Here is a 19478-nt window from a genome sequence, read left to right as displayed (position 1 = left end):
AACCCTGAGCGCACACTGAGTGCGAACGGGAGGGGATGCCATGGCAGGACTCGAGGTCACGGTACTGCTGGGAATCGCGATCCTGGTCGGGACGGCGCTCGCCCCGCGCCTGCGGATTGCGACGCCCCTCGTGCTCGTCGTGATCGGGCTGCTGCTCGGATTCGTCCCGGCGCTGCGCGACATCCAGCTGCCGCCCGAGACCGTGCTGCTCCTCTTCCTGCCGGTCATGCTCTTCTGGGAGAGCCTCACGACGTCGCTGCGCGCGGTGCGCCGCTCGCTGCGCTACATCGTGCCGATGTCGACGCTCCTCGTCGTCGCTTCGGCGTTCGCGGTCGCGTGGATCGCGACCCTCTTCGGCGTGCCCTTCCACACGGCGCTCCTCCTCGGTGCCGCCGTCGCCCCGCCGGATGCCACGGCCGTCGCCGCCCTCGGGCGCCTGCTCCCCGAGCGCATGTTCATGAAGCTCAAGGCGGAGAGCCTGACGAACGACGGCACGGCGCTCGTGCTCTACGCGATCGCCCTCTCGCTCGCCCTCGGCGAGAACGTCACGGGATGGTCGATCACCGGGATGATCGCCGTCTCCTACCTGGGCGGAGCCGCCGCCGGAATCGCCGTCGCCGCGCTCGCCTATGTCCTCCTGCGCCGCGCACACCACGCGCTCGTCATCAACACGACGCTGCTGCTCGTGCCGTTCGTCGCGTTCCTCCTCGCGGAGATCATCGGCGCCTCCGGCGTGCTCGCGGTCGTGTTCGCCGGCCTCATCGTCGCGTGGTCGCACGCGCGCATCACGACCGCGACGTCGCGGCGACAGGCGCTGTCGGCATGGCCGTTCGGCGTGTACCTCCTCAACGGCGCACTGTTCGTCCTCATCGGACTCGAAGTGCAGTACGTCGTCCACGACGTGCCGGCGCGGCAGCTCGGCATCCTCGTGGTCATCACGATCGCGACGTGGATCGCCCTGATCGTCGTGCGGTATCTGTTCCAACTGCTGTTCGCGCCGTTCTCACGGCCGTCCGGAGCGCCGCGGTTCGGGCACCACCGCGGGCGCGTCGTGAACACGTTCGCGGGGTTCCGCGGCGCGGTCTCGCTCGCGATCGCCCTGTCGGTGCCGGCGTCGGTCGCAGGGATCGGCGAGCCCGGCGAACTGACCGGGCGCGACATCGTCGTGTTCGTCACGGGCGGCGTGATCCTGCTGAGCCTCCTCGTGCAGGGCCCGCTGCTCCCCGCGATCGTCCGTTGGGCGCGCCTGCCCGCCGACGAGAGCGCGGCCGACGAGTACGAGCTGGCGCAGCGCACGATCACGGGCGCCGCCGTCGCCGCCCTGGACGACCTCGCCGCCGAGCACGGCATCAGCAACGAGGTCCGCGACCGCGCCCGCCGCGAGACGTACGAGTACCTCGAGCTGGCCAACGCCCGCGCCTACGCCCGGCAGAGCCGCGCCGACGCAGCATCCATCGCCGAGCTCGAGACCATGCTCGGGGCGCCGGACACCTCAGGGGATGCCGCAGGAGCCGTGGCCGGGGCGAACCCGGTCGCCCTGACGGCGGCGCCGGCCGTCGCGGCATCCCCTGCCGCGCCGCTCGAGATGATCGCGACGAGCGACGGCATCGATCTCACCCAGCGCTCTCCGATCACCCGATTCGAGGAGGCGACGCGGCTGCGGCTGGCCGTCCTCGACCGCAAGCGCGCCGTGCTCCAGCGCCTGCGGCGTGAGGGCACGATCGACGACCTCGTCGTCCGGCGGATCGAAGGCCACCTCGACATCGACGAGCTGCGCCTGCGGGGTCTGGATCAGGCCGACGGAGCCTGACGACGACCTGCAGCGAGACCGCGGCCGCCGCCCGCCTCAGACCTGCGGCTGCAGCCACGCCTCGAAGAACGCCGCCAGCTCGTCGGTGCCCTCGAGCGGGAGCACCGCGGCGACGTACTGGTCCGGACGCACGACGACGACGACACCGTCCCGTGACAGCCCGCGCTCGGCGTAGATGTCGGTCTCGTTCCACCGGTTCGGCGCGGCGGCGAAGACCTTCTCCCAATCGGTGAGGTGCAGCGGGCCCGTGCGCGGGCGGAAGATCGCCGGCACGCGCGTCACGTCGATCTCGTCATACCCTCCGGGATAGATGACCTTCGCATCGAAGACCGCGTCGACGTCGGCACCAGCGGGAGTGTGGCGCACGACGGGCGAGTCGGGTGCCTCACCGAGCCAGGCCGCGAAGTCGGCGAGCGCCGTGCCCGCGGCATCCGCGAAGGCGTAGATCCGCCACCGGCCGTCCGCCTTGGCGTGGTGGCCGAGGTGCACGACGTTGCCGTCCGCCGCGAGGGTGACGGGCGCGCTCTTGAAGCGCTTGCCGATCGGGAACCCCGTCGCGAGCCCCTGGTGCGCTCCGTCGCCGACGACGCCCGCGCCCGCCGCGTACTGCGTCATGAAGCCGGAGGGGAACTCGGCCGTCGCGAGGTAGTACGTGGCGAGGTCCTCGGGGTCGCTGATCTCCTCGGGCTTGCGCGCCATGAGCGACGACCACTCCTTGTCGAAGTCGATGAGCTGCTGCGCGACGGGGCGGCGCTCCGCGGAATAGGTCGACAGGAGGGATGCCGGGGCGAGGCCGGTGACGACGGACCCGAGCTTCCATCCGAGGTTGAAGCCGTCCTGCATCGAGACGTTCATGCCCTGGCCCGCCTTGGCGCTGTGGGTGTGGCACGCGTCGCCGGTGAGGAACACGCGCGGCGCACGGTCGGTGCCGTGCGCGTCGTCGAAGCCGTCGGTGACCCGGTGCCCGACCTCGTAGACGCTGTGCCACGCGACGTCCTGCACGTCGAGCGTGTACGGGTGCAGGATCTCGTTCGCGCGCCGGATGATCTCCTCGATCGGCGTCTGCCGCACGCGGTGGTCGTCGTCGGCGGCGACCGCGCCGAGGTCGACGTAGACGCGGCTGAGGTAGCCGCCCTCGCGCGGGATGTGCAGGATGTTCCCCGCCTCCGCGTTGATGGCGCACTTGATGCGCCAGTCGGGGAAGTCGGTCTCGACGAGCACGTCCATGACCCCCCACGCGTGCTGCGAGATGTCGCCGACGTGCACGCGCCCGATCTCCGAGCGCACGCGGCTGCGCGCCCCGTCGCAGCCGACGACGTAGCGGGCGCGGACGGTGCGTTCGGTGCCCGCGGCATCCTTCAGGCGCACGTCGACCGGGAGCGCGTCGTCGGCCGGCACGGTGAGCCCGAGGAACTCCACCCCGTAGTCCGGGACGATGCGGCCCGGGCCCTGCGCCGCGGCCTCGGCGAAGTAGTCGAGCACGCGCGCCTGGTTGACGATGAGGTGCGGGAACTCGCTGATGTCGTACGCGTAGTCGGCGGTGCGCGAGCGGCGGACGATGCGGCTCGGGTCGGCGGGGTCGGGGCCCCAGAAGTTCATCCAGCCGATGTTGTACGCCTCGGCGACGATGCGCTCCGCGAAGCCGAAGGCCTGGAAGGTCTCGACGCTGCGTGGCTGGATGCCGTCGGCCTGCCCGATCTCGAGGCGCCCCTCGCGCCGTTCGACGATCCGCGTCACGACGCCGGGGTACTGCGAGAGCTGGGCCGCGAGCAGCATGCCAGCCGGTCCCGACCCGACGATGAGGACGTCGACCTCGTCGGGGATCTCGACGTGTCGGTCGATCCCGGTTCCGGCGGCGGGCTGGAGGCGCGGGTCAGCGGAGACGTATCCGTGGTGGTGGAACTGCATCGTTGTCGATTCCTTCCTCGGACGGCGATGTCGAGGGTTGCTGTCGTGAGCGATAGTGTTCTATATTCGAACATACCGTTCTACTATTGAACAGATCGTATACGAAGGGGATGCCATGGCACAAGCACCCGCCTCCCAGACGCTCAGCCGCGGCATCCGGATCCTCGAGATCCTCGCCGACGCGCGCGCACCGCTGACGATCGACGAGCTCGCCGCCGAGCTCGGGGTGCACCGCTCGATCGCCTATCGCCTGCTGCGGACGCTGGAGGACCATGCCCTCGTCTCGCGCGACGCGGCCGGACGACTCGCGCTGGGCGCGCGGATGGCGGCGCTCGCGGCGGGCGTGTCGCAGGACCTGCAGGCCGAGGCGCTGCCCGAGCTCACCGCCGTCGCGAACGAGCTCGGCATGACGTGCTTCCTCGCGGTGCTCGACCGCGACGAGTGCATCACGCTCGCGAGCGTGGAGCCGCGGCACGCGATCGCGTCGGTCGCACAGCGGCCGGGAGCGCGTCACTCGATCACGGTGGGGGCGCCGAGCAAGGCGATCCTCTCGGCCCTCCCCGCAGGGGAATGGCCGGTCGACCCGTCACCGGTGCTCCGCGCGCAGATCGACGACGCGCGCGAACGCGGCTACGCGACGAGCCACGACGAGGTGATCCCGACGGTCCAGGCCGTCGCGGTGCCGCTGCGACTGCGGGGGTCGCAGCGACCGCATCGTCCCGCGGCGATCGCGGTCGTCCACGTCGGGACCGACGCCGACCCGGCCGCCCTCGCGGCGCGGCTCGAGCTCTCCGCAGCGGCGATCCGCGGCGCGCTGGGCGGCTCGGCGTCCTGACCGAGCCTCAGCGCGCCGCGGATCGGCGCTGATCGGCGCGGATCGGTGCGCGTCGGCGCGGATCGGTGCGCGTCGGCGCGGATCGGTGCGGGTCGGCGCGGCGGCGGGGCGATCAGGCCTTCGCGACGCCGTAGATGGGGCTCTTCGCCTGCTCGGCCTCGTGGTCGGGCCCGAGCGGGATGCCGCTGCGGTCGCGCAGCAGCAGCGTCGCGATGAGGCCGAGCACCGTCATCCCGGCGAGGTACCACGTCACACCGACGGTCGATCCGGTCGCCTGCACGATCGCCTGTGCGATCGTCGGCGCGAACGCCCCGCCCAGGATCGCGCCGATCGCGTAGGAGATCGAGACGCCGGAGAACCGGATGGATGCCGGGAACAGCTCCGAGTACAGCGCCGCCTGCGGACCGTAGGTGAAGCCGAGCCCGACGGTGAGGATGACGAGACCGAGGGTCAGCATCACGATCGAGCCGGTGTTCACGAGCGGGAAGAGGAGGAAGACGCCGACGAGCTGCATGATCCAGCCCACGAGGTAGGTCGTGCGACGCCCGATCCGGTCGGAGATCCACCCCGAGAGGAACGTGAACAGCAGCCAGGTGATCGCCGAGAGGGTGACTGCTCCCAGGACGTCCGCCGTCGCGAGACCGATCGGGCCCTTCGGGTCCGTCGCGTAGCGCTGGATGTACCCGCCGGTGGTCATGTAGCCCACTGCGTTGTTGCCGGCGAAGACGAGCGCCGCGATGATCACGAGGAGGGCGTGCTTGCGGAAGAGCTGCACGATCGGCATCCGCGTCTCCTCCTTGCGCTCGGCGAGCTCGGTGAACACCGGGCTCTCCTCGACGCGACGGCGGACGTAGTAGCCGATGACGATGAGGACGAACGACAGCAGGAACGGCACGCGCCAGCCCCACTGCATGAAGGCCTCGCCTGGTGCGATCAGCGCCATGAGCGCGAGGATGCCGGAGGCGAGCAGGAGCCCGAGGGGAACGCCCATCTGCGGGGATGCCCCGAAGAGGCCGCGCTTCGTGCGCGGGGCATGCTCGACGGCCATCAGGACCGCGCCGCCCCACTCGCCGCCGGCCGAGACGCCCTGCAGGATGCGCAGGAGGATCAGCAGGATCGGCGCTGCGATGCCGATCGCGGCATACGTCGGCAGGAGGCCGACGAGCGTCGTCGCGATGCCCATGAGGATCAGCGTGATCATGAGGACGACGCGGCGGCCGTATTTGTCGCCGTAGTGCCCCGCGAGGAAGGCGCCGAACGGGCGGAAGAGGAAGCTGATGCCGACCGTGATGAACGACAGCACCTGCGCGAATCCCTCGCCGGCGGGGGCGAAGAACAGCTGGCCGAACACGAGTCCGGCCGCGGACGCGTAGATGAAGAAGTCGTACCACTCGACCGTCGTTCCGACGACGGTCGCGAAGACGACGCGGCGGCGGTCGGCGTGGGAGGCGATGGTGCCGGTGGGGGTGAATCCGGCGGGATCAGGGTGTTGTGCGCTCATGGCGGTGACTCCAGTGTCGATGTGACGTCTTCGTCTCGGAGGCGGGAAGGTTGCTCTTGCCCGCCTGCGGTAGATCATATACGATTTCGAATACGACGCAAGAGCGAGGGAGCTCATGACCATCGACCAGACCACGGATGCCGCCTCGGCAGACGACCGCTACACCGGCCTCCCCGGCCGGCCCGGCAAGATCATCGCGGTGCACTTGAGCTACTCGTCGCGCGCGGATCAGCGCGGGCGCCGACCCGCCGCGCCGTCGTACTTCTTCAAGGCGTCCAGCTCGGTCGCAGCCTCGGGCGGCATCGTGGAGCGCCCCGCCGGCACCGAGCTGCTCGCCTTCGAGGGCGAGATCGCCCTCGTCATCGGCGAGAGCGCGCGCCGCGTGTCCCTCGCCGACGCCTGGAACCACGTCGCCTGGGTCACGGCATCCAACGACCTCGGCCTCTACGACCTGCGCCAGAACGACAAGGGCTCGAACGTGCGGTCCAAGGGCGGCGACGGCTATACGCCGATCGGCCCGCACCTCATCGACGCCCGCACCATCGACCCCACGGCACTCCGCGTGCGCACGTGGGTCAACGGCGACCTGCGGCAGGACGACACGACGGCGGGGCTCATCTTCCCGCTCGCGCAGTTCGTCGCCGACCTCTCCCAGCACTTCACGCTCGAGCCGGGCGACGTCATCCTCACCGGCACACCGGCGGGTTCGTCGGTCATCGTGCCCGGAGACGTCGTCGAGGTCGAGGTGGATGCCCCGGCATCCGGCGCCACGTCGGGTCGCCTCGTGACGACCGTCGTCGCGGGGCCGGAGGTCGCGTTCGACGAGACGGTGGGCTCCCTCCCCGCCGTCGACGACACGCAGCGCGAGGAGGCCTGGGGGTCGCGCGAAGCCGCGAACCTGCCGCCCGCATCGCCCGAGGGTGCCCTCGTTTCACCCGAGGGTGCCCTCGTTTCGCGCGAGGGTGCACTCCCGCGGCGCGACGAGAGCACCGTCAGCGCAAACGAAGACACCCTCGGCGCAAACGAAGACACCCTCGGCGCGGGGCTGCGCGCGAAGCTCGAGCGCGTCCCGGTCGCGGGGCTCTCGCAGCAGCTGCGCAAGCGCGGGCTGAACAACGTCACGATCGACGGCGTGCGTCCGCTCCACCCCGAGCGGAAGCTCGTCGGCACGGCGAAGACGCTCCGCTTCGTCCCCGCCCGCGAGGACCTCTTCGCGAGCCACGGCGGCGGCTACAACGCGCAGAAGCGCGCGTTCGACGCCGTCGGCGAGGGCGAGGTCATCGTCATCGAGGCCCGCGGCGAAGCCGGATCGGGAACGCTCGGCGACATCCTCGCGATCCGCGCGCACGCGCGGGGGGCGGCCGGCATCGTCACCGACGGCGGCGTGCGCGATGCCGACGCGGTCACCGCGGTGGGCATTCCCGTGTACACCGTCGGCGCGCACCCGGCCGTCCTCGGCCGCAAACACGTCCCGTGGGACCACGACGTCACGATCGCGTGCGGCGGCACGACGGTGCAGCCGGGCGACATCATCGTCGGCGACGCCGACGGCGTCATCGTGATCCCGCCGGCGCTCGCCGAAGAGGTCGCCGACGCGGCCCTCGCGCAGGAGGACGAGGATGCCTGGATCGCCGCCCGCGTTGCCGAAGGGCACGCGGTCGACGGGCTCTTCCCGATGAACACGGCCTGGCGGGAACGCTACGAGGCCGAGAAGGGGGCGTCCGCATGAGCACGGTCACCGCCGGCAGCAAGTCCGAGGTCGCCTACGACTGGATCCGCGCGCGCATCGCGAACCACGAGTACGGGCCCGGCTACCGGCTCGTCCTCGGCACGATCGCGACCGAGCTCGACATGAGCGTCGTCCCGGTGCGGGAGGCGATCCGCCGCCTGGAGGCGGAGCACCTCGTCACGTTCGAGAAGAACGTCGGCGCGCGCGTGTCGGTCGTCGACGAAGAGGCCTATGTCCACACGATGCAGACCCTCAGCCTCGTCGAGGGCTATGCGACCCGCCTCGCCGCGCCCTTCATCACGGCCGACGATCTCGCGCAGGCTGCGGAGATCAACGCCCGCATGCACCGGCTCATCGACGACTTCGACCCGCACGCGTACACGCAGCTCAACCAGCGCTTCCACGCGGTGCTCTTCGACCGCTGCCCGAACCCGCACATCCTCGATCTCGTCGGCCGCGGCTGGTCGCGCCTCGCGGGACTGCGCGACACGAGCTTCGCGCTGATCCCGTCGAGGCCCCGGCATTCGGTCGAGGAGCACGACCGCATCCTCGAGCTCATCCGCACGGGAGCGGATGCCGACGAGCTCGAGCTGTTCACGCGCAACCACCGCCTGCGCACACTCGACGCGTTCCTCTCGGCACGCCACAACGACGCCACACCCACGACGGAGACACCATGACCGACACCACCTCCCCCGCGCTCGATGCCCGCCACGTCCCGGCGGACCTCCCCGACCGCATCCGGCACTACATCGACGGCGCGTTCGTCGATTCACAGGACGGCGACACGTTCGACGTGCTCGAGCCGGTCTCGAACGAGGTCTACGTCCAGGCATCCGCCGGCAAGAAGGCCGACATCGACCTCGCCGTCGCCGCGGCGCGCCGCGCGTTCACCGACGGTCCGTGGCCGAAGATGCTGCCCCGCGAGCGTTCGCGCATCCTGCACCGGATCGCCGACATCGTCGAGTCGCGTGACGCGCGCCTCGCCGAGCTCGAATCCTTCGACTCGGGCCTGCCGATCACGCAGGCACTCGGCCAGGCCCGCCGCGCGGCCGAGAACTTCCGCTTCTTCGCGGACCTGATCGTCGCCCAGTCCGACGACACGTTCAAGGTGCCGGGACGCCAGATCAACTACGTCAACCGCAAGCCGATCGGCGTCGCGGGCCTCATCACCCCGTGGAACACACCGTTCATGCTCGAGTCGTGGAAGCTCGGCCCCGCGCTCGCGACGGGCAACACGGTCGTGCTGAAGCCCGCCGAGTTCACGCCCCTCTCGGCATCCCTCTGGGCCGAGATCTTCGAAGAGGCGGGCCTCCCCCAGGGCGTCTTCAACCTCGTCAACGGCCTCGGCGAGGACGCCGGCGACGCGCTCGTGAAGCACCCCGACGTGCCGCTCATCTCGTTCACGGGCGAGAGCCGCACGGGCCAGATCATCTTCGGCAACGCCGCCCCGTTCCTCAAGGGCCTGTCGATGGAGCTCGGCGGCAAGAGCCCCGCGATCGTCTTCGCCGACGCCGATCTGGATGCCGCGATCGACGCGACCATCTTCGGCGTCTTCTCGCTCAACGGCGAGCGCTGCACGGCGGGATCGCGCATCCTCGTGCAGCGGGACGTCTACGACGAGTTCGTCGAGCGGTACGCCGCGCAGGCTCGGCGCGTGAAGGTCGGCTACCCGCACGACCCCGCGACCGAGGTCGGCGCGCTCGTGCACCCCGAGCACTTCGAGAAGGTCATGAGCTACGTCGAGATCGGTAAGGGCGAGGGCCGCCTCGTCGCCGGCGGCGGCCAGCCGGAGGGGTTCGAGTTCGGCAACTTCGTCGCCCCGACGGTGTTCGCCGACGTCGCGCCTTCCGCGCGGATCTTCCAGGAGGAGATCTTCGGCCCGGTCGTCGCGATCACCCCGTTCGACACCGACGAAGAGGCCCTCGCGCTCGCCAACGACACGAAGTACGGCCTCGCCGCCTATGTCTGGACGAACGACCTCAAGCGCGCGCACAACTTCGCGCAGGCCGTCGAGGCGGGCATGGTGTGGCTGAACTCGAACAACGTGCGCGACCTCCGCACCCCGTTCGGCGGCGTGAAGGCCTCGGGCCTCGGGCACGAGGGCGGCTACCGCTCGATCGACTTCTACACCGATCAGCAGGCCGTGCACATCACGCTCGGCAAGGTCCACAACCCCACCTTCGGCAAGAACTGACCCCTCTCCACCCCTCTCCGCCCCCGCCGAGTGTCCAGAACACGCCGACCCGCGCCACCCGCGCTCCGCGTGTCTTGGACACTCGGCCCGGCACACGAATAAAAGCAAGGACGCTGATATGACCAGTCGCGACAACATGACCCTGACCTCGTCGGGCTACTACGTGAGCGCCGAGGCGCCCATCCACTCCGACGACCCGGTGACGACCCCGCAGTCCTCCCCGCCCGACATCCTGCGCTGCGCGTACATGGAGCTCGTGGTGACCGACCTCGCGGCATCCCGCACCTTCTACGTCGACGTGCTCGGACTGTACGTGACCGAAGAGGATGACGAGGCGATCTACCTGCGCTCCACTGAGGAGTTCATCCACCACAACCTCGTGCTCCGCAAGGGTCCCGTCGCGGCGGTCGCGGCGTTCAGCTACCGCGTGCGCTCGGCGGAGGACCTCGACCGCGCGGTCGCGTTCTACACGGAACTGGGATGCCGCGTCGAGCGCCGCCCGGAGGGGTTCGTCAAGGGCATCGGCGACTCGGTGCGCGTCGAGGACCCGCTGGGCTTCCCGTACGAGTTCTTCTTCGAGACGACCCACGTCGAGCGCCTGAGCTGGCGCTACGACCTGCACACGCCGGGTGAGCTCGTCCGGCTCGACCACTTCAATCAGGTCACCCCCGATGTGCCGCGCGCCGTGCGCCATTACCAGGACCTCGGCTTCCGCGTGACGGAGGACATCCAGGACGAGGCGGGCACCGTGTACGCCGCGTGGCTGCGCCGCAAGCCCACGGTGCACGACACCGCCGCGACCGGCGGAGACGGCCCGCGCATGCACCACGTCGCCTTCGCGACGCACGAGAAGCACAACATCCTCGCGATCTGCGACAAGCTCGGCGCGCTCCGCCGGTCGGATGCCATCGAGCGCGGCCCCGGCCGCCACGGCGTGAGCAACGCGTTCTACCTGTACCTGCGCGACCCCGACGGCCACCGGGTCGAGATCTACACGCAGGACTACTACACCGGCGACCCCGACAACCCGGTCGTCACGTGGGACGTGCACGACAACCAGCGCCGCGACTGGTGGGGCAACCCCGTCGTCCCGTCGTGGTACACCGACGCATCGCTCGTGCTCGACCTCGACGGCAACCCGCAGCCCGTGGTCGCCCGCACCGACGACAGCGAGATGGCCGTCACGATCGGCGCGGACGGCTTCAGCTACACGCGTGCGGACGAGGGCGAGGCATCCATGCCCGAGTGGAAGCAGGGCGAATACAAGCTGGGCCACCAGCTGTGACCCTTCCTCCCCCTCCCTCTTCCGCTCCCGGGTCGTCCCACTCGGTACGGAGAATGTCCCACTTGGTGCGGAGAATGTCCCATAAACGGCTGGTCTGGCGGCGCGAAACCAGCCAGATGTGGGACATGGATGCCTCGCCGGCAGCGACCGGACGCACATGTTGACCCCCGCGCAGATCGCCTCGATCGCCGAGGAGCTCGCCGAAGCCGACCGCGCACACTCCGTGATCCCGCGGATCACGGCGCGGTATCCGGATGCCACGATCGAGGATTCCTACGCGATCCAGGGGGTGTGGCGCGACCGCATGATCGCGGCGGGCCGCACCCTCGTGGGGCGCAAGATCGGGCTGACGTCCAAGGCGATGCAGCAGGCGACCGGCATCACCGAGCCCGACTACGGCGTCATGTTCGACGACACCGTCTACCGCTCCGGCGACACCATCCCGACGAGCCACTTCTCGAACGTGCGGATCGAGGTCGAGCTCGCGTTCGTGCTTCGCACGGCGCTCGAGGGCCCCGACTGCACGCTCGAAGACGCCCTCGCCGCGATCGACTACGCCGTCCCGGCGCTCGAGGTACTGAACTCGCACATCGAGCTCGAGGGCCGCACGATCGTCGACACGATCAGCGACAACGCCGCCTACGGCGCGATGGTCCTGGGCGACGTGCACAAGCGCCCTGACGAGATCGACCTGCGCTGGGTGCCCGGCGTGCTCAGCCGCAACGGCGAGATCGAGGAGACCGGTGTCGCGGCGGGTGTCCTCGGCCACCCCGCGACGGGTGTCGCGTGGCTCGCCAACACGTTCGCGCGGCACGGTGCCAGACTCGAAGCCGGCGAGATCATCCTCGCCGGGTCGTTCACCCGCCCGATGTGGGTGTCGGCCGGAGACGAGGTCCGCGCCGACTTCGGGCCGATGGGAGTCATCGAATGCCGCTTTTCCTGAGCGAGACCTTCCGGGATCGGATCTCTGCAGCGCAGGAGCAGCCCCAGCCGCGGGCGCTCGCCGGCGGGTGGGTGTGCTCGGGGTCGCCCCTCGTGGCCGAGATCATGGCGGGGTCGGGCCTCGACTGGCTCCTCGTCGACATGGAGCACGGCCCGAACACGCTCGACACGGTGCTCGCGCAGCTGCAGGCGATCGGCGGGTCGCCCGCCGTCCCCGTCGTCCGCGTGCCGGTGGGCGACGTCGTCACGATCAAGCAGGTGCTCGACCTCGGCGCGCAGAACGTCCTCGTGCCGATGGTCTCCTCCGCGGCCGAGGCCGAGGCGATCGTCGCGGCGGTGCGCTATCCACCGCGCGGGCGGCGCGGGGTCGGCTCGGCGCTCGCGCGCTCGGCGCGCTGGAACCGCGTCGACGACTACCTGACGAACGCGGATGCCTACGTGTCGGTCTTCGTCCAGATCGAGACGGCGGCCGGGGTGGATGCCGCGGCGGAGATCGCCGCCGTCGACGGCGTCGACGGCGTCTTCGTGGGGCCGAGCGACCTCGCGGCATCCCTCGGTCTCATCGGCCAGCAGACGCACCCCGACGTCACCGCCGGGGTGCTGCGCGCGTTCAAGGCCGTGCGCGCCGCCGGCAAGCCCGTCGGCGTGAACGCCTTCGACCCCGCGGTCGCTCAGTCGTATCTCGACGCCGGGGCCTCGTTCGTGCTCGTCGGAGCCGACGTGGCGCTCCTCGCCCGCGGCTCGGAGGCCCTCGCCGCCCGCTGGATCCCGACCGCCGACGACACGCAGCGCGCCGGGTACTGACCCGTCCCCGTGCGGGTGCAGGCGACGCGCGGGCAGGCGACGCGCACGGGCGTACCGTATTCAGTCCGCGCGCCACGCACGCCGGGGCCGCGCCCCGGAATCGCGCCTCCGCGGCGCGCGCCGCGCGTCGCCGCACATCGCCGAGACTGAATACCGAACGCGCACGCGCCGGAGCGCCGCACCGGCCGACCGCTCCCGCGCGGTCGGCATGCCGGCTACGACGAACGCGCCGTCCGGTTCTCGGCACTGATCATCCAGGCGAACTGCTCGAGCTTCTCGATGACCGCGTGCAGGATGTCGGCGCTCGTCGGATCCTCGTCGTCGACGGCGTCGTGCACGACGCGGCAGGTGCCGACGGCATCCTCCAGTCGCGCCGTGATGAGGTCGACGACCTTGGTCGTCGCGATCTCGCCCTGCGGGAACTCGGGGAGCGTCGTCGACTCGGCGACGGTGTCGCTGCGCCCGTCGGGCAGGGCGTGCAGTGCGCGCATGCGCTCGGCGATCGTGTCACTGAACTCGCGTGCCGCGTCGATGATCTCGTCGAGCTGGAGGTGCGTGTCGCGGAAGTTCGTGCCGATGACGTTCCAGTGCGCCTGCTTGCCCTGCGAGGCGAGCTCGATGAGGTCGACGAGCACCTTCTGCAGATTGTCGCTGAGCGTCTCCGACGCGGTGAACCCGCTCTCGGCGTTCTGCTCGCCCGTGAGTCGTGCCCCGTGCGCAGGCTTGCGCTTGTTCTTCGTCGTTGTCGTCGTGGCCATGCTTCGACGGTAGGCGGTGAGCGGAGGCGTGCCACGGGGATTGCGCGCCGTCCGCACGGGTGCTAGCGGCCCGTGTGTGCGCGTGCGACGCCCGGGTGTGCGACCCTGAGGATCATGCAGCGCATCGTCACCAGCCGCGTGGTCCTCGACGTCACCGAGACGGCCGACCTCGTGTTCGCCGTCGCGGTCGCGACGGCGTATGCCCCGGCATCCGAGACCGTGTCCGTCGACCTCGACGGCGCCCCCGTCGAGGTCCGCGAGCTCGCCGACGCGCACGGCACGCGGCTGCACCGGGTGACGTCACGCCCCGGACGGCTGACCCTCCACTACGCCGCGACGATCGACGGCCGGGTCGACCCCTCCGCGGGGAGCACCGCGGGCGACGCCGACGAGGCGGAGCTGCTCGTCTACGGCCGTCCGAGCCGTTACGCCGAGTCCGACGCCCTCGCACCGACCGCCGCGGCCGAGTTCGTCGGGGTCGACGAGCCCGCCGATCTGCTGGCCGCCGTCTCGTCGTGGGTCGGCACCCGTCTGGCGTACGTCAGCGGGTCGAGCCTCCCCACCGACGGCGCCACCCGCACACTCCTGAACCGCCAGGGCGTCTGCCGCGACTACAGCCACCTGTGCATCGCGCTGCTGCGTGCCCGCGGCATCCCGGCCCGGCTCGTCGCGGTCTACGCGCCGGGGCTCGATCCGATGGACTTCCACGCCGTGGCGGAGGCGTGGATCGACGGGGCGTGGCGCGTCGTCGACGCCACCGCGCTGGCGCCGCGCAGCACGCTCGTGCGGACCGCGACGGGGAGGGATGCCGCGGACACCGCCTTCCTCAACGTCATGAGCGGCCGGGCCGATCTCGTGGAGGTCGAGGTCACGGCGACGGCCGACGTCCTGCCGGCCGATGACGTGACGGAACTCGTCTCGATCGGCTGACCACGGCGGCACGCCCGAGGTCCGGCCGCCCGCCGCCGCGCAACGGCCGACCGGTCAGTGGTGGAAGGCGCTGCGCTCGGCGATGTCGGGGAGCGGCGTCGTCAGGAGTTCGAGATACGCCGTCTCCGCGCGCAGGTCGACGAGGAACCTCTCCGCCAGGTCCATGCTGAGGCCCTGGCGCACCACGATCCGCTGCACCGTGCGGTCGGCGAGGTCGTCGGGCAGGGGGTAGGCGGGGACGAGCCATCCCTTCATCCGCAGCCGGTCCTGCAGGTCGTAGAGGCTCCAGTTGCGCGCGTCGCCCTCGCGCAGCCGCCACGCGAACACCGGGATGTCGCTGCCGTCGTTCCAGAGCTCGAACGGCCCGAGCCGCGCGATGCCGGCCGCCAGGTGCCGTGCGACCGTCTGCGACTCTCGCTGCACGGCGGTGAACCCCCGCCGCCCGAGCCGCAGGAACGAGTAGTACTGCAGCAGCACCTGCGCGCCCGGGCGGGAGAAGTTGAGCGCGAACGTCGGCATCTGCCCGCCGAGGTAGCTCACCCGGAAGACGAGGTCGTCGGGCAGCAGCGACGCGTCGCGCCAGACCACCCACCCGAGGCCGGGGTAGACGAGGCCGTACTTGTGCCCCGAGGTGTTGATGGAGTGCACGCGCTCGAGGCGGAAGTCCCATTCCAGGTCGGGCTGCAGGAAGGGCGCGATCATCGCTCCGGATGCCCCGTCCACATGGATCGGGACGTCCAGGCCCGTGCGGGCGTGGAGGTCGTCGAGCGCCGCCGCGATGCGCGCCACCGGTTCGTACATGCCGGTGTAGGTGACGCCCATGATGGCGACGACGCCGATCGTGTTCTCGTCGATGTAGCGGTCGATGTCGTGACCGTCGAGGGTCGGGTGCTCCTCGGTGATCGGGACGAAGCGGGCTTCGACGTCGAAGTAGTTGCAGAACTTCTCCCAGCACACCTGCACGGCGCTCGACATCACGAGATTCGGCCGGTCGGTGGAGGCGCCCGCCGCCCGGCGCGCGTGCTGCCAGCGGCGCTTGAGCGCGAGTCCGCCGAGCATGCACGCCTCCGACGATCCGATCGTCGAGGTGCCGACGGCCTTCTCGGGGTCGGGCGCATTCCACAAGTCGGCGAGGATGTGCCAGCACGCCTCCTCGACGCCCGCCGTGGCCGGATACTCGTCCTTGTCGATCATGTTCTTGTCGGCGGCCTCGGCGTAGAGGCGTGCCGCGTGATCGTCCATCCACGTCGTGACGAAGGTCGCCAGGTTCAGCCGCGCGTTGCCGTCGAGCATCGCCTCGTCGTGGACGACCTGGTAGGCCGTCGACGGGAGCGACTCGTGGTCGGGCAGACGGTGCCGGGCCGACACCGGGTGCGCTTCGAGGGAACGGTCGAACACCGACGTCAGGTCGGGATACTCCTCGGAGGCGTCGCTGCGCGTCATCATATTCCTTCCGGCCTGCTGCCGACCTTAGGACCGGGACCGTCGTCGTCGGAACCCCCACGCCCAAACGCGTGCGCGGCTCTTCCCCCCGAGACGCCGGCCATGCCACGCTGGGGTCATGAAGGCCTGGATCGTGCGATTCGTCTCGCTGTATGTGTTCAACGTCGTCGTGCTGCTCCTCATCGGCCTGTTGACGCCCGCGCACGTCGGGTGGGCGGTGATCTGGGCATCCGTCATCCTCACCCTCGCCGAGCTCTTCGTGAAGCCGCTTCTGCAGGGGATGTTCCGGCGCTCCGCCGCGAAGTCGGCCGGCGAACGCACCCGCGCGGGCGAAGCGCTCGTGCAGGGGCTCATCGTGCTCGCGGTGGCCGCCATCATCTGGGTGATCACGCTGCTCCTGACGGGCGTCAACGCCCGCGGCAGCTGGTTCTGGGCGTACGTGCTGCCGCCCGTCATCATCGCGATCGGGTGTTTCGTGTACTCCAAGATCGACGATCGCGTCGAGGCGAAGACCGCCGGGTACTACGACCGGGCGGAGGCCGGGATCCGCGGCACGAACCGTGCGGGCGGCGGCGTGGCATCCACCGCTCCCGCCACCGGCGCGGCGGCGCGGACCGAGCTCGACGACGGGCTCACCCCCGAGCAGCGCAAGATGCTCGACGACCTCGGCAAGAGCTGACCGGGGCCGGCGGCGCATGACGACCCTGTAACAAACCGACGCCGGGAGGCCGAGGGCCCGCGCGGGACCGCGATGATGGATGCTGCGGCATCCGTCCACAGCACTCGACGGGTCGCAGTCCCCCACCGGAAGGTCACCGCCATGTCGCGTCCCGTTCTGCGCACCACGCTCGCCACCGCGGCGGCCGCCGCGCTCCTCCTCCTCGCCGGCTGCGCCGGAGGATCCGAGCCCGCCTCCTCGACCGGCGACGCCGACGCCGGGTACGTGACGGCGGGAAAGCTGACGTTCGCGACGGGTGAGACCGCGTACGAGCCCTACGTGCTGAACGACGACCCTGCCTCCGGCGAGGGCTTCGAAGCCGCCGTCGCCTACGCGGTGGCCGAGAAGCTCGGCTTCGCGAAGGAGGACGTCGTGTGGGTGCGCACCTCGTTCGAGTCGGCGATCGCTCCCGGACCCAAGAACTTCGACGTCAACATCCAGCAGTACACGATCACCGATGAGCGCAAGCAGGCCGTCGACTTCTCGACGCCGTACTACGAGGCGAGCCAGTCGGTCGTCGCGGTGAAGGGCGGCAAGGCCGACGGCGTGACCGGCCTCGCGGGCCTCAAGGGTCTCGTGCTCGGCGCGATGACCGGATCGACGAGCGCCACGACGCTCGAAGAAGCCATCGCCCCGACGACGCCGGCGCAGTACTACAGCTCCAACGAGGATGCCGTCGCGGCGCTCAAGGCGGGGCAGATCGACGCGATCGTGCTCGACACCCCCACGGCGTACGTCGCGACCGTGGTCCCCTACATCGAGAACTCCTTCGTCGTCGGGCAGCTGCCCGCCGCCGGTGTCCCTGACCAGTGGGGACTCGTCCTGGCGAAGGACTCGCCGCTCACGGCTCGCGTCAGCGAGGCCGTCGACGCGCTGCGCGCGGACGGCACCCTCGCCGCTCTCGAGCAGAAGTGGCTCGGCGTGCTGACGGACGGCATCCCGCAGCTGAAGTGACCGGCTCGGGTAACGTCGTCCCGTGACCAGCCATCCCCCCAGCCCGCTCGAGCTCGAACGGCGCGCCTATCGGCGCGGGCGTGAGCGACGCTCGGTCGTGGTGGCGATCGCGTCGACGATCGTCTTCGCCGTCATCATCTGGGCGACGGTGATCAACACCCCCGGGTGGGCGGGCGTGCAGGGCGCGTTCTTCGACCCGGCGGTCGCGCTGCGGGCGCTGCCGAAGGTGTGGGACGGATTCCTGATCAATCTGCAGGTGCTGGCGCTGTCCCTCGTGACGGTGAGCGCGTTCGCCCTCGCGATCGCGCTCGTCCGCACCCTCCGGGGCCCCGTGTTCTTCCCGCTGCGGGTCCTCGCCGCGGGGTACACCGACCTCTTCCGCGGATTCCCGTTCATCATCGTGCTCTACCTCGTCGGGTACGGCCTGCCGACGATCGCCGGGGTGCGCATCCCCGTCGTCGTCCTCGGCGTCATCGCGGTCACGCTCACCTACTCGTCCTACGTCGCCGAGGTGATCCGCGCGGGGATCGAGGCCGTGCACCCCTCGCAGCGTCTCGCCGCCCGCGCACTCGGTCTCGGTCACGGGCAGACCATGCGTCGCGTCGTGCTGCCGCAGGCGCTCCGCAAGATGACCCCGCCGCTCATGAACGACTTCATCTCGATGCAGAAGGACGTCGGACTCATCTCGATCCTCGGTGCGGTCGACGCGATCGCCGCGGCGCGCTCCGTGGCATCCCTCACCTACAACTTCACGCCCTACGTCGTGGCGGGCCTGCTCTTCGTGCTCCTCGCCATCCCCACGATCCGCCTCACCGACTGGTACACCGCGCGGCTGCGCGAGCGAGAGCAGAGCGGAGCGGTCCTGTGACGGCCACCCCACCGATCCTGCGCGCGGAGGACGTCTGGAAGGCGTTCGGCGACCGCGAGGTCCTGCGCGGAGTCTCCCTGTCGCTCGCGACGCACGAGGTCGTCGCGCTCATCGGCGCGTCCGGGTCGGGCAAGTCGACGCTACTGCGGTGCCTCGGCCTTCTCGAGCCGATCGACGACGGCCGCGTGTGGCTCGGCGACCTCGACATCTCCGACCCGCGCGTCGATCAGAACCGCGTGCGAGCGCGCCTGGGAGCGGTGTTCCAGAGCTACAACCTGTTCCCGCACCTGTCGGTGCTCGACAACGTGACGCTCGCGTCGCGCGTCGTGCACAAGGAGCCGCGACGGGATGCCGAGGCCCGCGCGCTCGAGCTCCTCGACCGCGTCGGGCTCTCGGAGTTCGCGAAGGCACACCCCGATCGGCTCTCCGGCGGGCAGCAGCAGCGCACCGCGATCGTGCGCGCGATCGTCACGGACCCCGAGGTGCTCCTCCTCGACGAGATCACCTCGGCGCTCGACCCCGAGCTCGTCGGAGAGGTCCTCGACCTCGTGCGCTCGATCGCCGACGGCGGCGCGACGATCCTCATGGCGACCCACGAGATGGCCTTCGCCCGCGACGTCGCCGACCGCGTGATCGTCCTCGACGAGGGCGTGATCGTCGAGGAGGGCCCCCCGGCATCCGTCTTCGCCGCGCCCGCCCACCCGCGCACCCGCGCCCTGCTGGCACGCGTCACCCGCTGACCCGCACGACCGGGGCAGACCCCGCTCGGTCGCGTCGTGCCGCGCGGAGGCAACCC

General features: G+C 70.7%; 17 protein-coding genes. 13 read left to right on the top strand and 4 right to left on the bottom strand.

All coding sequences use genetic code 11. The features are described 5' to 3' along the window. Positions 1 to 40 precede the first annotated feature (40 nt). Positions 41 to 1810 (top strand): Na+/H+ antiporter, encoded by a 1770-nt coding sequence (locus J0I43_RS14985; RefSeq protein ID WP_292865622.1) that lies wholly within the window; start codon positions 41 to 43, stop codon positions 1808 to 1810. Between the two features lie 36 nt (positions 1811 to 1846). On the opposite strand, the gene J0I43_RS14980 is transcribed toward J0I43_RS14985, so the two are convergent. Continuing rightward, a complete protein-coding gene (locus J0I43_RS14980) occupies positions 1847 to 3718 on the bottom strand; it encodes an FAD-dependent monooxygenase (RefSeq protein WP_292865619.1) in 1872 nt (623 codons plus the stop codon). Between the two features lie 115 nt (positions 3719 to 3833). On the opposite strand from J0I43_RS14980, the gene J0I43_RS14975 reads away from it, so the two are divergent. After that, entirely contained in the window at positions 3834 to 4553 is a 720-nt protein-coding gene (locus J0I43_RS14975) for a helix-turn-helix domain-containing protein (protein ID WP_292865616.1), read from the top strand. 112 nt (positions 4554 to 4665) lie between these two features. Here the strand turns inward: J0I43_RS14975 and J0I43_RS14970 are convergent, their stop codons facing one another. After that, on the bottom strand, positions 4666 to 6054 hold the full coding sequence (locus J0I43_RS14970; RefSeq protein ID WP_292865613.1) for an MFS transporter: 1389 nt from the start codon (positions 6052 to 6054) through the stop codon (positions 4666 to 4668). A 115-nt stretch (positions 6055 to 6169) separates the two neighbouring features. Between J0I43_RS14970 and J0I43_RS14965 the strand changes: the two genes are divergently transcribed. The 6 genes from J0I43_RS14965 to J0I43_RS14940 all read left to right on the top strand — a co-directional run bounded on the left by J0I43_RS14965 (position 6170) and on the right by J0I43_RS14940 (position 13011). Further along, positions 6170 to 7783 carry a fumarylacetoacetate hydrolase family protein gene (locus J0I43_RS14965; RefSeq protein WP_292865610.1) on the top strand — a complete coding sequence of 538 codons (1614 nt, stop codon included), beginning with the start codon at positions 6170 to 6172 and terminating at the stop codon, positions 7781 to 7783. After that, positions 7780 to 8463 (top strand): GntR family transcriptional regulator, encoded by a 684-nt coding sequence (locus J0I43_RS14960; RefSeq protein WP_292865607.1) that lies wholly within the window; start codon positions 7780 to 7782, stop codon positions 8461 to 8463. Before J0I43_RS14965 ends, J0I43_RS14960 begins: the two co-directional genes overlap by 4 nt. Then, positions 8460 to 9980, top strand: coding sequence for a 5-carboxymethyl-2-hydroxymuconate semialdehyde dehydrogenase (hpaE, locus tag J0I43_RS14955; protein WP_292865604.1), 1521 nt, complete (start codon positions 8460 to 8462; stop codon positions 9978 to 9980). The genes J0I43_RS14960 and hpaE overlap by 4 nt, the downstream gene beginning before the upstream one ends. A gap of 118 nt (positions 9981 to 10098) precedes the next feature. Continuing rightward, positions 10099 to 11265, top strand: coding sequence for a 3,4-dihydroxyphenylacetate 2,3-dioxygenase (gene hpaD, locus J0I43_RS14950; protein ID WP_292865601.1), 1167 nt, complete (start codon positions 10099 to 10101; stop codon positions 11263 to 11265). A gap of 157 nt (positions 11266 to 11422) precedes the next feature. Then, positions 11423 to 12208, top strand: coding sequence for a fumarylacetoacetate hydrolase family protein (locus tag J0I43_RS14945; protein ID WP_292865598.1), 786 nt, complete (start codon positions 11423 to 11425; stop codon positions 12206 to 12208). Continuing rightward, positions 12193 to 13011: an HpcH/HpaI aldolase/citrate lyase family protein gene (locus J0I43_RS14940; protein WP_292865596.1), complete on the top strand. Its 819-nt coding sequence runs from the start codon at positions 12193 to 12195 to the stop codon at positions 13009 to 13011. Before J0I43_RS14945 ends, J0I43_RS14940 begins: the two co-directional genes overlap by 16 nt. 215 nt (positions 13012 to 13226) lie before the next feature. On the opposite strand, the gene J0I43_RS14935 is transcribed toward J0I43_RS14940, so the two are convergent. After that, on the bottom strand, positions 13227 to 13769 hold the full coding sequence (locus J0I43_RS14935) for a DNA starvation/stationary phase protection protein (protein WP_292865593.1): 543 nt from the start codon (positions 13767 to 13769) through the stop codon (positions 13227 to 13229). A gap of 114 nt (positions 13770 to 13883) precedes the next feature. Here J0I43_RS14935 and J0I43_RS14930 point away from each other — a divergent pair, with 114 nt between their 5' ends. Further along, positions 13884 to 14699, top strand: a complete 816-nt coding sequence (locus J0I43_RS14930) for a transglutaminase family protein (protein ID WP_292865590.1) — start codon at positions 13884 to 13886, stop codon at positions 14697 to 14699. Positions 14700 to 14753: 54 nt separating this feature from the next. Here the strand turns inward: J0I43_RS14930 and J0I43_RS14925 are convergent, their stop codons facing one another. Beyond that, positions 14754 to 16142 (bottom strand): glutamate decarboxylase, encoded by a 1389-nt coding sequence (locus tag J0I43_RS14925; RefSeq protein WP_292865587.1) that lies wholly within the window; start codon positions 16140 to 16142, stop codon positions 14754 to 14756. 118 nt (positions 16143 to 16260) lie between these two features. Here J0I43_RS14925 and J0I43_RS14920 point away from each other — a divergent pair, with 118 nt between their 5' ends. The 4 genes from J0I43_RS14920 (at position 16261) to J0I43_RS14905 (ending at position 19422) form a co-directional block, all read left to right on the top strand. Beyond that, entirely contained in the window at positions 16261 to 16821 is a 561-nt protein-coding gene (locus tag J0I43_RS14920; protein ID WP_292865584.1) for a hypothetical protein, read from the top strand. 141 nt (positions 16822 to 16962) lie between these two features. After that, entirely contained in the window at positions 16963 to 17814 is an 852-nt protein-coding gene (locus J0I43_RS14915; protein ID WP_292865582.1) for a transporter substrate-binding domain-containing protein, read from the top strand. A gap of 22 nt (positions 17815 to 17836) precedes the next feature. Further along, positions 17837 to 18682 (top strand): amino acid ABC transporter permease, encoded by an 846-nt coding sequence (locus J0I43_RS14910; RefSeq protein ID WP_292865579.1) that lies wholly within the window; start codon positions 17837 to 17839, stop codon positions 18680 to 18682. Next, positions 18679 to 19422 carry an amino acid ABC transporter ATP-binding protein gene (locus tag J0I43_RS14905; RefSeq protein ID WP_292865576.1) on the top strand — a complete coding sequence of 248 codons (744 nt, stop codon included), beginning with the start codon at positions 18679 to 18681 and terminating at the stop codon, positions 19420 to 19422. The genes J0I43_RS14910 and J0I43_RS14905 overlap by 4 nt, the downstream gene beginning before the upstream one ends. Positions 19423 to 19478 lie beyond the last annotated feature (56 nt).

The sequence above is a fragment of the Microbacterium sp. genome, from assembly GCF_017305435.1.
Lineage (GTDB): Bacteria > Actinomycetota > Actinomycetes > Actinomycetales > Microbacteriaceae > Microbacterium.
Note: the sequence above shows the minus strand (reverse complement) of the source record. Positions and strands in the feature narration are given on the sequence as shown.

Coding starts and splice junctions, on each gene's coding strand:
- J0I43_RS14985 (WP_292865622.1), top strand. CDS start 41: ATGGCAGGACTCGAGGTCACGGTACTGCTGGGAATCGCGATCCTGGTC.
- J0I43_RS14980 (WP_292865619.1), bottom strand. CDS start 3,718: ATGCAGTTCCACCACCACGGATACGTCTCCGCTGACCCGCGCCTCCAG.
- J0I43_RS14975 (WP_292865616.1), top strand. CDS start 3,834: ATGGCACAAGCACCCGCCTCCCAGACGCTCAGCCGCGGCATCCGGATC.
- J0I43_RS14970 (WP_292865613.1), bottom strand. CDS start 6,054: ATGAGCGCACAACACCCTGATCCCGCCGGATTCACCCCCACCGGCACC.
- J0I43_RS14965 (WP_292865610.1), top strand. CDS start 6,170: ATGACCATCGACCAGACCACGGATGCCGCCTCGGCAGACGACCGCTAC.
- J0I43_RS14960 (WP_292865607.1), top strand. CDS start 7,780: ATGAGCACGGTCACCGCCGGCAGCAAGTCCGAGGTCGCCTACGACTGG.
- hpaE (WP_292865604.1), top strand. CDS start 8,460: ATGACCGACACCACCTCCCCCGCGCTCGATGCCCGCCACGTCCCGGCG.
- hpaD (WP_292865601.1), top strand. CDS start 10,099: ATGACCAGTCGCGACAACATGACCCTGACCTCGTCGGGCTACTACGTG.
- J0I43_RS14945 (WP_292865598.1), top strand. CDS start 11,423: ATGTTGACCCCCGCGCAGATCGCCTCGATCGCCGAGGAGCTCGCCGAA.
- J0I43_RS14940 (WP_292865596.1), top strand. CDS start 12,193: ATGCCGCTTTTCCTGAGCGAGACCTTCCGGGATCGGATCTCTGCAGCG.
- J0I43_RS14935 (WP_292865593.1), bottom strand. CDS start 13,769: ATGGCCACGACGACAACGACGAAGAACAAGCGCAAGCCTGCGCACGGG.
- J0I43_RS14930 (WP_292865590.1), top strand. CDS start 13,884: ATGCAGCGCATCGTCACCAGCCGCGTGGTCCTCGACGTCACCGAGACG.
- J0I43_RS14925 (WP_292865587.1), bottom strand. CDS start 16,142: ATGACGCGCAGCGACGCCTCCGAGGAGTATCCCGACCTGACGTCGGTG.
- J0I43_RS14920 (WP_292865584.1), top strand. CDS start 16,261: ATGAAGGCCTGGATCGTGCGATTCGTCTCGCTGTATGTGTTCAACGTC.
- J0I43_RS14915 (WP_292865582.1), top strand. CDS start 16,963: ATGTCGCGTCCCGTTCTGCGCACCACGCTCGCCACCGCGGCGGCCGCC.